This window comes from Stutzerimonas stutzeri (genome assembly GCF_002890915.1).
Taxonomy (GTDB): Bacteria; Pseudomonadota; Gammaproteobacteria; order Pseudomonadales; family Pseudomonadaceae; genus Stutzerimonas; species Stutzerimonas stutzeri_AF.
Map to the genome: position 1 here is coordinate 712,287 of NZ_POUT01000002.1, position 11,537 is coordinate 723,823.

Below are 11,537 nucleotides of genomic sequence, written 5' to 3' on the forward strand. Positions count from 1 at the left end.
GCCTGCAGCTACCACCAAAGGGCTCTCCTTCCTGCCTAGCGCTTATCTGCTCGCTTTGCACGTGGCGTGTAAAGGCTATCAGCGGCCTGCTGAGATCAGATGGAGAATACGCCATGACCGATCATGGGAAAGTTGTCCTGGTTCGCCAGTACAACCGTTTCCGGTTTGGGCAATGGGAAACCGTGTGCATGCACATGCGTTCCCTGCCGCGCCGGTAATTGAACGTACCTAGGTGGTAGCTGCACTTCTGCTTCCAGACCGTCTCCACTATCTGCAGCGCTCCTGTCGAGTCGCCTCCAACGTCTCACAGATATGAAGAACACGCCTAGGTTGAGCGACCGCTTCTGGCCGATTCTGTTGAACAAGTCGGTTTCTGAGAGAGCTGTTTTTCGGCAGCTCAAAAAATGCTCGATTCGGCGTTGCTACGTAAAGACCAAGGCAACTCTGCCTTCTGAGCGCGCCAGATTTCAACGTCGAGCGCGCCCTTTCATGGGCAAAAATCGCGATGGGACTTTTTCAACAGAATCGGCCGATAGTTGCCACTTGTAGGTGCCCGTTTCCGGCTAGTAGAAGAAGATCGACACACTACTCATGCCTTCTTACTATGCATTCGATATCCAAGTATCCATCATAGATAACATCAGGAATTAATTTCCTATAATACATATCTCTCCATAGAGTCTTAATCACATACTCTGGCTCTTCCCCCCACTCAATGTGTTCATTTGGATTATCCATTGCGATAACGCCGACGGCATGTATTTTGTTGCCTCGATTATGGTTGAAATAATTCTGTATCTTGTGTATTTGTTCTCTTTCGTGACGAAACTCGGCAAGCATCGTCTCCATGTCGTAGAAGCTCTCAAAATCATCCCAATCAGGTAAATCCTTGAGGCCTAAATTCAAATGTAGATGGTGCTCGTACTGTTCGCCAAGAAAAGTCATGTGTCCACTTTTAAAGCAAACATTCCAGATATCCACCAATGATTCGTCGTACAATCCTGACTCAGCTCCTAAGATGCCAAGGTTATAAGAGGCAGATAGGCAGTCAGTATAGCCTGCACTTGCGCAGAGTAATTTGTCCTGCCGATAAAATTCACTAAAGTAATTCTTTAGATCTTCAAATTCATGCAGGAAACTTTTTGCCAGCCTGAAGTCGTTCTCTATGAAGACTATGTTTTCAAAGTGAGAGGACGCCCTGTGTGACCAATTGAAGCTTCCAGTGACAACAGTCTTGCTGTCTATTATGCAAAATTTGTTGTGCATTATTGATTTGTAGAACCTTCCCTTGATTGGGTATAGCTCGACGTCGCTGTCAGGGCTGACAAAATTTTTTCTATTTATGAAGTCGTCGTTGTATAAAATCTCAATGTGCACTCCCTTTCTAGATAGCTCATTGAATACAGGGGTGTAATCTGACCAGCTTATCCAAGCGACGCAGATCTTTATTGATGACTTGGCTTTTCTTAGTTCGTTCTTTAGATGGAATTTAATGTCTTCAAAATGTGATGTGTTTTTTATTGATGTACTGTTTCGATGCATTTTGTTAGTTTCCCTGTTATGTCTGTTTTTCCCAAATCTGCGCCTCCGGCTTTGGATGCTTATGGCCGGAAACGGTCACCGACGAATGACTTTATTGGCTGAGTTCAGGCGCTCAAAGGTTTCTGCGAAATGAGGGGGTGGATGTCAACCTCGTGCAGGGTCGGAATTATGTGCTCAGAGCTAATTGCTTGGCTGTCCGTATTCATTCTATCTGATTTTTGTTGCTAGGAATATCATGAGTCCTTGGGCTCGATGGTTCTAGGATATCGCTTAAATGCTTTGTTATGCTTGAGTCTAATGAGATTCCTTCGTTTAGTAGTTTTTCTGTCAGAGTGATAGCTATAAGCTTAAGCTTGGCTATCTGACCTTCTTGTTCTTCTATTCTGCCGTTTAGCTTAGAAAGCTCTGATCGATGGGTGGTCGCGTTCTCGAGAGTGTTGCTGGAATGATGTAACCTCTGTGAAATACCAGGGTCTTTTTTAGGTCGTCTGCTTTTGATCTTTTCTTCAAAAAAATTCTTGTAGTATTTTTTTGCTTCGTAGTTAAGAGCAATTATTTCTTCAAGAGTCTCGGTCAGGCTTCGTTTGCCTTGTATTTTTTTGAGCGTGCTAAAGGCTTCTGGCGTTATGTCGCAACTAATAGATCTTCGTTTTGATCTGTGAGAATACGAATTCCAGCGTTGTTTTATTTTTCTAAGATCTTCTTCTGTCAGATTGCTAAGCGCTACTATAAGTGCAAATTTATCATCCGCATTAGGGAAGGTGGTATCTATAAGCCAATTCTTTATGCCTGGGTCTTTGTTTAGCCACTCATATACGCTTTGTTTTCTTTTCATGGTTTTCATGCTATTTTCATATTGTATCACGTGTGATATTACGTGTGATTTGCATAGGATGGCAATGGGGTGGAATTTCAGGATAAAGGCCTTTTAGAGGCGCTCCCGTTTCGAGCTTTCTTAGCGAGTAGCCACATCTCGTTGAGGGCGCGGTATCTGCTTTTTCGGCTAGTCCTGGCTTATTCTCTAGCGCAGCCAGGGCAAGTTGTTTCAGTTGGGGTGCAGCGACTAGCCAGAGACACTGGTTTCAGTAAGGACGGGGCTGCAAGTTGCTTATCTATTCTCGTTTCGAAGCGCATTTTAATTAAGGCACAAGTACGTACGGGCGGGCGCCCCAGAACCACCTATCGGCTTGATCATGGGTTTTTGGAGTCTTTACAGCAACCCAGGTACGTTGATCGTATCGCCCACTTCGTACTCAGAATTCTTAAGCCGGATAATAATACTTTCAGTGATCTATCCATATCGGAGCGAGCATTATTGGCTTTTCTTTGGGGCTTGACTAATGGCTCGCGCTCTTGCGTAGTGGATGGCCGAAGTATTACGAGCTTGGCTAAGGATAGCGGTGTTGATCGTTCTGATGTGATTCGGATTTTAGATAAACTCAATAGAGGGCGGTTATTGGTGTCTTCGCTTTCGGCTTTCGCTGAGAGCGGCTCGAAGGATAAGATAAAAGCTTACTTTCTTCTTGGGCCGAATCTGATTCAATGCTGGCCTCGTGCATTTAGCTGGGTTTTTGAGTTGAGTGGATTGCTAGCATGGTTTGCAGGGAATGAGGGTTCTTTAAGAGGGGATAATCTGGTAAGTATAGTTGAGCGAGGGGCAGAAGGCATCAATAGCCAGTGGTCTCCCGTTCGCGATGAGCTTTCCAACTGTTGGGGGCTCATACAAGCGCGTTACTATGTTCTTATGCAGTGTTGTGTCGCATTGTCGCATGCGTTTTCCGCGACTGAAGGGGATTTTTGGGGTAGCCGTGTTTTGTTTTCAAAAATTCAGATTGCCCTAGCGTTAGAGTTGGGCCTGTCAGATGTTATGTGCAGACCTGGCTATCCGGTTATTGAAGAGGTCGACTCGAACGAGCTTGATTCGCGCACTCGTGCCTTACTCAGCTTTGTCGAGCAGGTATCGCTGCTTTTGGTCAATGAAATGAGGCAGCTCTTGCCTGTTTCGTTTCAGGCAAGAGACTTGGGGAGTGGGGCAAGGTTGTGTTGCTACCCGGTGTTAGATAGCGGCCTCGCTTATATGCGGATGGATCTTGTAACAGAGGACGAAGAGGCTGGGTATAAGTTCGGAGTAAAAATACTTGAGAGCCATAAGCGCTATCGGTCGGCCCTGCCTGAGCAGCTTAAGGGGGAGGTGTTACTTTAATGACTTGCTGATGTTGGTTAGTTAGTATTATTAATAGCGTTTAAGTTTGGCGTGCTATTTCTTGATGTGTTCTGGGCTATGTGGCCTTGCTATTGGTAAGTCTGTGAATACTTACTGACCAGGGTAGCTCCTATGGAACTAACCATAGGAGCTACCCATGTACGATCAGCCACCAGTAGGCTCGCCTCAATGGCGAGACCTTTCTGTCCAATTGTTACCCCATGAGCGTCTTGAAGACTATCTGAAGAATATCTATTTGTTGCTCTTCTACAGCTTGATGGCGCACCCGCGGTGGACAGTCATCCGTTTGGATCTGCACGTGCCAGCTGGATGCGTTCTGCCACAGCGGGCAATAACCGACTTCATCGAGTCCCTCAAAAGCCAGCTCGAACATGCCCGGTCTATCAAGGCAGCGGCAGGGAAGAGAGCGTACGACCCGATGCTTCGGTATGCGTGGGTGCGCGAGTGGGATACTGCAGAGTACCCGCATTATCACTTGGCGCTGCTGCTCAACCATGATGCCTACTTTTCCGTAGGCGATTACTCGCAGTTGCAGTCTGATGATTGCAGTTACGACCAGATGCTCGCCGGTCGCATCTACAAAGCTTGGGGTGTGGCCCTGGGGCTGGATTGGTCCGTCGCAATGAACGGAGTGCACTTCCCACAGAGGCCGGTATCGCCGTTAAAAACTCAGCATCCGCTGTTCGAGCAGCAGTATCAGTCGGTCTTCTACCGCCTGAGCTACTTCGCCAAAAAGAGGACCAAGGTGTATGGGGACGGCCAGCGAAACTTCGGCATGAGCCAGCTGAGTCGTCTTTAAACCGAACACCCCTGAGCCATCTCATGGACTAACTATCGGAGTGCCGACCATGAGACTGATTCGACTGAAAGAAGTGATGCGACTGACCGGCCTTGGCCGCTCTACCGTCTACAAGGTCATGAAGGAGGGGAGCTTCCCTGGCTCAGTTGCTTTGGGGGGTAAGGCTGTAGCGTGGGTTGAGTCCGAGGTGCAGGAATGGATCCTGGCTCGGCTTCGGGAACGAGATGGTCAGCCATCTCTGTAGCCCTGGGAAACAACCGCAGGACGTCATCGCGTCCGTCTGCAGACGTAACGAAACCTCGGAGCTTTGGTCTCTCAAGGCAAAAAAAATATCGGGCATGGATTGGCGTGGGCAGCTGCCACGCTGCCCACGCTGGATCTATCCTGTGCTGGTCGATATCGACGTGTGTCTTCATGGACCCGCACGGTTTCACAGGTATCCCTGTTCGGCGAGCGATACGCAGCCCTCAGCTCCCACGATGATGTGGTCGAGCGTGCGTACGCCCACCATCTCGAGTGCTTGCTTGAGCCTGCTGGTCAGGACACGGTCTGCATGGCTTGGCTCCGGATCACCGGAAGGGTGGTTATGCACCAACACTATTGCTGCTGCATTGTGTTCCAGCGCTACTTTGACGACTTCGCGGGGATAGACACTGGCACTGTCCAGGGTGCCGCGAAACAGCTCCTCAAATCGAATGACACGGTGTTTGCTGTCCAGCAGTAGCAGTGCAAATACCTCATGTTCATAGTCCTGCAGCAGGAGCTGCAGGTAGCTAAAGACCTCCTTGGGTTGATGCAAGGCTTGGCCTTTACGCAGCCGCTTGCTGGCCAGATGTTGAGCCATTTCCACGATATCGGCTTCGGTCACCGGTGCATCGGCGATGTAGGTGCCAGCGGACTCGCCGGCCTTGAATTTGGCAGTCATAGGACCTCCATACGGCTGTGTTTGTAGGGGCATAAAAAAACCGCCGGACCATCGAGTGATCTGGCGGTTTGAGAGGGATCAGCTGAACCCGTATTTCAGGTCAGCTGTGTCAGTGGGGCATCAGGGCAGGCGGCCTTCGCTACACCATTGCTGCCATTCGGTGATCTGGTCGTGAGTGATCGCGACCTCATCTCCTTCATCTTGGCGGTAGGCAGCGATCCAGGCATCCAGGCACGCTTCGGCATCCATTGCGGAGGGGGGCGGATCTGCTTTCATTCGACCCAGCTGAAGCAGCCGGCCCTGGAACTGATATTCAACGCAAGCGTAGTTCTGGCAGTTGGTCTGGACGCTCTGCTCCCAAACGCGTTGCTCCTCCTGAACACGCTGCTTGGTGGCTTCGCTGTAGTGACGACTGTTCATGATTTTATTGAAGCCCTTATCGACAGCTCGTTTAAGCGCCGTCAGGGATTGTCGATAGCAGGTCTCAACCTCTTGGGCAGATCGCCTGGAGTCACAGTAGGCATTGGCCTGGACGTTGAACGAGGCCAGCAGCAATATCGGAACAAATGCGGTCAGTCGCTTCATGGGGCACCTACAGCAGCGGCGCTTTTTGGCGTAGGTCGGAATAGGTCTTCGCGCTATTGCGGTAGACGTCCTGAAGGCTGCTGAGCCGATCGATGTGGCCAAACCTCTTGATCTGCCCGTCGCTGTAAGTACCTTCCAGCCCCGACCAGACGAGTTCGATTTCCTCACCGTTGACGACCCACTCAAAGATCTCGGCTACTGACTTTATGGTGGCTGCACCGTCGAACTGCTTCAGCTTGGCGGCGTGCTGGGCATTCAGTTCCTCAAGCTTGGCAGCAACGGAGTTCTGCAGGTTTTCATAGAGCTCCGTTGCCCGGTTCAGGCGCTGCTGAGCGTGAGCCACCGATTCTTGCCCGCGAGCATTCTGGACTTCGCTCAAGCGAGCCCGCTCCTCAGCAATCTGGGCTTGAACCTTTTCGCGTTCAGCCGCCATGGCGCGAAGTAGCTCCTGTTCGTTCTGCTTGTGCGCAGCGTACTGAGGGGAGGTTGTGTCTCGTACGTAGCTCAAGAAGTAACGCTGTGCAGCTGCAGCAATCTCTGGGCTGCCGGAGTAGTTCTGAAGCGAGCGTGAGGGGGCGTTTTCGGAGAGCAGATCCTCCCGGGCCAGCAGGTCTGTGAGCCGGTCGCTGTCCAAGTTAGCAGTGTTGGCGGGCCGCGGTTTATTCAGCGCGTTCTCGGCGGCTTCCACCTCCATGCGTGCCGGTTCTAGATGGACTTGGGCAGCCCGCTTTTCCAAGTCGAAGCCGCTGAGCAAGTTCTCCCGTATGCGTTGCTTTTCCTGTGCGTAGTACGACTCGATGCCGGTGATATGGCACTTGTACTGAACAAGCTCTCTGTTTCTGTCATCGGTGATGACGTCCCACTCGACGCTGTCGCAAATGCTTCGATTGCTGAACGCCTGGTCGACGGTGTATTGCTCGTTGATTTTCATTCGGCCGTTCTTGACGGTATCGATGGCTTCGTTGCAGCCGGCCAGCGCCAGGGGCAGAAGCGGCGCGAGAATGATCGTTCGCAGGTTCATGTGATCCTCGAATGCTTTGAAAATGAAAGGGAGGGGTTTGAAGCGGGCTGCATCCTGCAGGGGGATTCCTGAGTGTTTAGGTTGTCTATGGACTTTAAAGGTTGAAGTTCAACTTTTTGAGTCCTTCATGTCAATAAGTGGTTAGCCAACCATCCAGGTCGAGATGGGAGGCGACATGTCCGAGATTGATCAGAAGCACCTGGCCGAAGCTGTAGGCCGAGCGATTGCCAAGCAGCGTGTCCGCGCCGGTATGACGCAAGAGCATGTGGCGGAGCGGCTTGGCATTGGCAGCGAGGCGATTTCCCGCATTGAGCGGGGTATCGTCATCCCCAACATTTCTCGGTTGCTGGAGTTCGCCGCCATCTTTGAGTGCGAGGCCGCGGACCTGCTGACAGAAGCAAGCCCGCGAACCGACGATCAGGCGCAACGGATCAGTCGTATGCTGGCTACGGTCTCACCGGAGGATCGCCAGTTGATCCTGGGGCTGATCGAGCAGTTGGCGGATCGCCTGGCTGAGGCGTAAGGGGGGCGCTAGGCTGTTGGTCGAAACGTGCACCACAGCGCAGGCAAAGGCACTCGAATTCCCCGAAGTGATAACGCTGAACGTCCTGAGCGAATTCCCAGCTCTGGGCGCATCCAGAGGTTGCGCTGTCGACGGCGCGCGTAATCCGTTCGAGCCCCCTCTGAACGGTGTCGCCGATACTGGGTGCGCCGCTCTGCGTATGCATCTCCGAACAGCCGCCCAAGAAGCCGCCTAGCGTTCCCAGCAGTAGAGAGACGGCTTGCGCCTGCGCTTTGGTGATCACTAGCATCGACTCGCAAATCAGGCATCGTGTTTCCATGAAGAACCTCCTGTGACTTAGGGCCTCGCTTCGCTGCTGAGCGATTCCAGCTTGGCGGCCAGGGCTGTACGTTGTGGGGGGGAAGGCTCGCTGGCGGTGGACGCTGGCTCGGTGAGCGGGAAGAACTCATCGGCAATCGCGCCGCTGTCCTCTTCGTTGTCTTCGAAGGCGCCATTGCCCATCCCTTGCTCGGCAGCACTATCGAGCGCGCGCTGGTCGAAGCCGGCCGCTTGGCGAGCCTCATCCAGTTGCTTGGCGGCCAGCAGGTTCTCCTCCACGCTCATGCCGCTACGCAGCGTGATGTCCACGTAGAAGATTGGCGTTCCATGGCTTTGCCGGGTGGATTTGCCGCGTAGGCGCAGCTCCAATGCCAGGCAGGCCAGGCGATTGCCTGAGATCGCCTGGAAGTATTTCAGGCGTGCTGCGAGGGTGCGGATGCTGTTGAAACCAGTGGTGCGGAACACAAAGCTGCCAAGCGGATCCTCATCGCCGATAACCACGTTCAGTCGGCCATACGGCTTGCAGGCGCCCCCTTTGGCCAGTGGGCAGGCATCGGGTGAGGGGCACGGCAGTGTCTGGATTCCATCCTGGCCAATGCGCTTGCAGGTTTCCCCATTGCCCACACAAACCGGGCGTCCGGTTTGCCGATCAAACAGGGTGTAGTCGGCGCGAAAGTTGAGCTCGGGTTCGTTGAACATCAGACGGATCGGGATGCTGCGCAGTTTGTCCTCTTTGCCCTGGCGCAGCTGGTCGTTGAGTGGATGCAGTAACCAGCCATCCTTGCCTTGCACCTGGGAGGTGATGGTGAATTGATCGTCTTTCTCCGGCAGACGTCTGCCGTTTCTCTCGACGACTTTACCGATTGAGATGCGGCCAATCACTGGGGGCGTTAGAGCCAGACCTTTCAACATGGGTGTTCTCCTGGAAACGAAAAAAGGCCAGCCATGCAGCGCGAACTGCATGGACTGGCCAAGGGGGAGGGAACGGGTGGAAACAGCCGGATTCAGCCGACCAAGAAGCGCCGCGCGCCGGGCCTCAGCAACGGGTACTTGGCTTGCAAGTGAGGTTTGTCCTTGAGTAGCTGAGTGACGTCCAAGCCAATGCTGTCTTTGGCCTTGCGCCAACTGACGTAACCGCTGATGAACTCAGCCCGGCTGGCGTCACCCATGGCTTGCTGCAACATCTGCTTGAGCTCGGCTTCTCGCTTCTCCTTGTCGGCAATCGCTTGGCGAACGGCTTTCAGCTCGATGAAGGCTGCGGTCAGTCCGGCATGACTGCTGAAGTCAATGACCTGGCCGTTGTCTTCCGGATAGAGGCAGCGCAGGGCCATTTCAGCGGATGCCGAGCCATCGGCCGGTGGCGGTGTGTTCGTTTCCACGTACTGCCAGAACCTGCGTTCGAGCTCGATGAGCCGCGTGATCATCTGCTCGTCACGCTCGATTCGGTGAATCTCCAGTGTCTGACCGCCGAGCAGTACAGCCACATCAGCCGCCTGCTTGCCGGTTACGGCGAGCTGGTGCATGACCTGCAGTTGCACATACTCGGGCACGCCTTCTTTCCAGAGGCGTGCCCCGTTTATGCCGGCAGTCTTGCATTCGAGGATCTGTACATCGTCAGCGCCGATCACCTCTCGGTCGATGTTGGCCAACATCCAGGACATTTCCGGATCCGGATGCTGGAGCACGGCGTTGATGCGCCGCACGCGGTTCTTTGTCCGCTTGCTGTAGTGCCAGGCCACGATAGGCTCGAGTACGTTGCCCCAGTAGGCTGGGCTTTCTTCGTCATGCGGATCGGTTTTCGGCAGTTTGGTGTCGCGGCCGGTTTTCTCCAGCCACAGTTCCAGCTGCGATTTGTAGGGATTGAGGCCGACTGCTGCCGCTGCATCCGAACTGCCGATACCATGCTTGCGGATTTGCAGCCAGTCCTCGCGCGGCAGCTCCTTGGTGCTGACCAGGCGCAGGGCAGGGCGTTTCTTGCGGGTGCTGCTGTTCAGTGACGTTGCTTTCATGGTGCTCACCTGCAGACATAAAAACGCCCGGCCAGCACTGGGCTGACCGGGCACGAGGGTTGTTGATGTGATGGAGGCTTAAGCGGCGAGCTGCAGCGCAGCGTCCAGGGCGCGCTGCTTGATCTGCGCCCCTTGGCCGAACCAGGCCGAGTCCATGCGGTACTCGTTGCTGCGTGCACGGCGCTCGTGGTCGACGTACTCGGTGACGGCATTGAGCAAGCCCCAGGCGGTACCGCATGCCGAGTCCAGTTGACTGCCGCGACCACGACCCTCGTACAGCTCCTGTACCTTGCGCAGGGCGCGCTCGTTGGGCAGATGTTCTGGCAGTGCACCGGTCGGGCTGGTCTCGCACATCACGTTCATGAAAAAGCCCAGTGCCTCATGCCACTGCACCTTGCGTTCGGCCAACGCGCGCATGCGGTACATGAAGTCGTCCCATTGCGAGACGGCGATACCGAGTTGCTTCTTCACCGCCTGGGGATCGAAGCGGGTGTTGTGCGGCACCTTGATCGCGCGACTGGTGCCTTCTAGGGCGATGGTCAGCGTGTTGTTGCATACCACCCGCACGGTAGTTGGCGTGGCGGTGGTAGCCAGGGTGCCATCGCAGGAGGTGGCTAGCAGTAAGTAGCCGTTTACCTGGTCGTTACCCTTGAGTGCAGCGCCTTGCCCGGTACGCGCCAGCGCCCAGAACTTGCGGCCGCCTTTGAGTACGCCAGCGGTTTCCAGCTCATAGCCGGAGACCTCGGTCAGATCCCTGTAGAACTCCAGCACTTCGCGGGGTTGCACGGTGTGGTAGCGCTTGGAGACCACCGACAGCGGCGCCTTGGTATCCGAACGGAACAATACCTTCTGCTCGGGGAACGAATGGATGGTGCCCAGATGGCCGATGGCATCCGATTTGAAGTGCACGGGGCTTTCAAGGATCTGCCAGTCCATACCGGCTTCGCGCTGCCAGACTTCCAGGGGCTGCTTTTGCGTGAGTTGATTACCCAGGCCGTGCCAAGGGGTGGCTCCGACGTAGGCCATTTGCTCGATGAGGTGAGCCATAAAGATCTCCTTGCCAGAGTAACTGGCTATCGCCCGACACTCGAATGCCGAGTCGGTGGAAATGGGAGCGAATGAAGGCGCGTGGCGCGCCTTGTTGGAGGGCTACTGGTCGAGGGAAAAGACGTGGCCGCAGGCATGGCACTCGAAGTTATCGAGCACACGGGCATCAATTTCTTCACCCATGCGTGCACCGGCGAGGCTGCCTACTGCGCCGCCAGCCAAGCCGCCCAGGATGGCACCAGCCAGGCCACCCAAGGCCGCTCCGATGGGGCCCGCGACTGCGCCCAGGGCAGCACCACTTTGTGCTCCGGCGGCAGCGCTCGCCGCGCCGGTCGCGGCTCCACCTACAGCACCGGCTGCACCACCGATTTTGCGGGCATGGTTGCGCGCTGTGACGCGCGCAGAGTTACAGGAAGGGTAACCGTCCGCCGAACCCATCTCCCCGCTTCTTCCAGATAACGGCATGGTGTCCACCTATTTTTGGTGGACACCATTTCAAGCCACTTTCTGGAGGGTTTCGTGTCTCGACAGCGCCGTACATTTC

The 11,537-nt window shown here is 54.3% G+C and carries 12 protein-coding genes; 4 read left to right on the top strand and 8 right to left on the bottom strand.

Annotated elements, in window-relative coordinates; genetic code table 11:
* Positions 1–585: 585 nt before the first annotated feature.
* Positions 586–1,542 carry a phospholipase D-like domain-containing protein gene (locus CXK94_RS07100; protein ID WP_073624872.1) on the bottom strand — a complete coding sequence of 319 codons (957 nt, stop codon included), beginning with the start codon at positions 1,540–1,542 and terminating at the stop codon, positions 586–588.
* 202 nt (positions 1,543–1,744) lie between these two features.
* Entirely contained in the window at positions 1,745–2,386 is a 642-nt protein-coding gene (locus CXK94_RS22245; RefSeq protein WP_146032303.1) for a hypothetical protein, read from the bottom strand.
* A 540-nt stretch (positions 2,387–2,926) separates the two neighbouring features.
* On the opposite strand from CXK94_RS22245, the gene CXK94_RS22250 reads away from it, so the two are divergent.
* The 3 genes from CXK94_RS22250 (at position 2,927) to CXK94_RS07115 (ending at position 4,809) form a co-directional block, all read left to right on the top strand.
* On the top strand, positions 2,927–3,745 hold the full coding sequence (locus tag CXK94_RS22250) for a hypothetical protein (protein WP_124086567.1): 819 nt from the start codon (positions 2,927–2,929) through the stop codon (positions 3,743–3,745).
* 157 nt (positions 3,746–3,902) lie between these two features.
* Positions 3,903–4,565 carry an inovirus Gp2 family protein gene (locus tag CXK94_RS07110; RefSeq protein WP_049247414.1) on the top strand — a complete coding sequence of 221 codons (663 nt, stop codon included), beginning with the start codon at positions 3,903–3,905 and terminating at the stop codon, positions 4,563–4,565.
* A 49-nt stretch (positions 4,566–4,614) separates the two neighbouring features.
* Positions 4,615–4,809, top strand: a complete 195-nt coding sequence (locus CXK94_RS07115; RefSeq protein ID WP_025297465.1) for an AlpA family transcriptional regulator — start codon at positions 4,615–4,617, stop codon at positions 4,807–4,809.
* Between the two features lie 186 nt (positions 4,810–4,995).
* Here CXK94_RS07115 and radC read toward each other — a convergent pair whose 3' ends face one another.
* The 3 genes from radC to CXK94_RS07130 all read right to left on the bottom strand — a co-directional run bounded on the left by radC (position 4,996) and on the right by CXK94_RS07130 (position 7,096).
* A complete protein-coding gene (radC, locus tag CXK94_RS07120) occupies positions 4,996–5,490 on the bottom strand; it encodes a RadC family protein (protein WP_049247413.1) in 495 nt (164 codons plus the stop codon).
* Between the two features lie 120 nt (positions 5,491–5,610).
* Entirely contained in the window at positions 5,611–6,075 is a 465-nt protein-coding gene (locus CXK94_RS07125; protein WP_049247412.1) for a hypothetical protein, read from the bottom strand.
* A gap of 7 nt (positions 6,076–6,082) precedes the next feature.
* Positions 6,083–7,096, bottom strand: coding sequence for a hypothetical protein (locus CXK94_RS07130; RefSeq protein WP_049247411.1), 1,014 nt, complete (start codon positions 7,094–7,096; stop codon positions 6,083–6,085).
* Between the two features lie 175 nt (positions 7,097–7,271).
* Here CXK94_RS07130 and CXK94_RS07135 point away from each other — a divergent pair, with 175 nt between their 5' ends.
* On the top strand, positions 7,272–7,619 hold the full coding sequence (locus CXK94_RS07135; protein ID WP_049247410.1) for a helix-turn-helix domain-containing protein: 348 nt from the start codon (positions 7,272–7,274) through the stop codon (positions 7,617–7,619).
* Between the two features lie 336 nt (positions 7,620–7,955).
* Here the strand turns inward: CXK94_RS07135 and CXK94_RS07140 are convergent, their stop codons facing one another.
* The 3 genes from CXK94_RS07140 to CXK94_RS07150 all read right to left on the bottom strand — a co-directional run bounded on the left by CXK94_RS07140 (position 7,956) and on the right by CXK94_RS07150 (position 10,993).
* Positions 7,956–8,849: a hypothetical protein gene (locus CXK94_RS07140; RefSeq protein ID WP_049247409.1), complete on the bottom strand. Its 894-nt coding sequence runs from the start codon at positions 8,847–8,849 to the stop codon at positions 7,956–7,958.
* A 92-nt stretch (positions 8,850–8,941) separates the two neighbouring features.
* A complete protein-coding gene (locus CXK94_RS07145) occupies positions 8,942–9,946 on the bottom strand; it encodes a YqaJ viral recombinase family protein (protein ID WP_049247408.1) in 1,005 nt (334 codons plus the stop codon).
* A 78-nt stretch (positions 9,947–10,024) separates the two neighbouring features.
* On the bottom strand, positions 10,025–10,993 hold the full coding sequence (locus CXK94_RS07150) for a DUF932 domain-containing protein (RefSeq protein WP_049247407.1): 969 nt from the start codon (positions 10,991–10,993) through the stop codon (positions 10,025–10,027).
* Between the last annotated feature and the right edge of the window lie 544 nt (positions 10,994–11,537).

Excerpts from the sequence above, each read along its gene's own strand:
- CXK94_RS07145 (WP_049247408.1), bottom strand. The coding sequence starts at position 9,946 with ATGAAAGCAACGTCACTGAACAGCAGCACCCGCAAGAAACGCCCTGCC.
- CXK94_RS07100 (WP_073624872.1), bottom strand. The coding sequence starts at position 1,542 with ATGCATCGAAACAGTACATCAATAAAAAACACATCACATTTTGAAGAC.
- CXK94_RS07150 (WP_049247407.1), bottom strand. The coding sequence starts at position 10,993 with ATGGCTCACCTCATCGAGCAAATGGCCTACGTCGGAGCCACCCCTTGG.
- CXK94_RS07125 (WP_049247412.1), bottom strand. The coding sequence starts at position 6,075 with ATGAAGCGACTGACCGCATTTGTTCCGATATTGCTGCTGGCCTCGTTC.
- CXK94_RS07110 (WP_049247414.1), top strand. The coding sequence starts at position 3,903 with ATGTACGATCAGCCACCAGTAGGCTCGCCTCAATGGCGAGACCTTTCT.
- CXK94_RS07135 (WP_049247410.1), top strand. The coding sequence starts at position 7,272 with ATGTCCGAGATTGATCAGAAGCACCTGGCCGAAGCTGTAGGCCGAGCG.
- CXK94_RS22245 (WP_146032303.1), bottom strand. The coding sequence starts at position 2,386 with ATGAAAACCATGAAAAGAAAACAAAGCGTATATGAGTGGCTAAACAAA.
- CXK94_RS07130 (WP_049247411.1), bottom strand. The coding sequence starts at position 7,096 with ATGAACCTGCGAACGATCATTCTCGCGCCGCTTCTGCCCCTGGCGCTG.
- CXK94_RS07140 (WP_049247409.1), bottom strand. The coding sequence starts at position 8,849 with ATGTTGAAAGGTCTGGCTCTAACGCCCCCAGTGATTGGCCGCATCTCA.
- CXK94_RS07115 (WP_025297465.1), top strand. The coding sequence starts at position 4,615 with ATGAGACTGATTCGACTGAAAGAAGTGATGCGACTGACCGGCCTTGGC.
- radC (WP_049247413.1), bottom strand. The coding sequence starts at position 5,490 with ATGACTGCCAAATTCAAGGCCGGCGAGTCCGCTGGCACCTACATCGCC.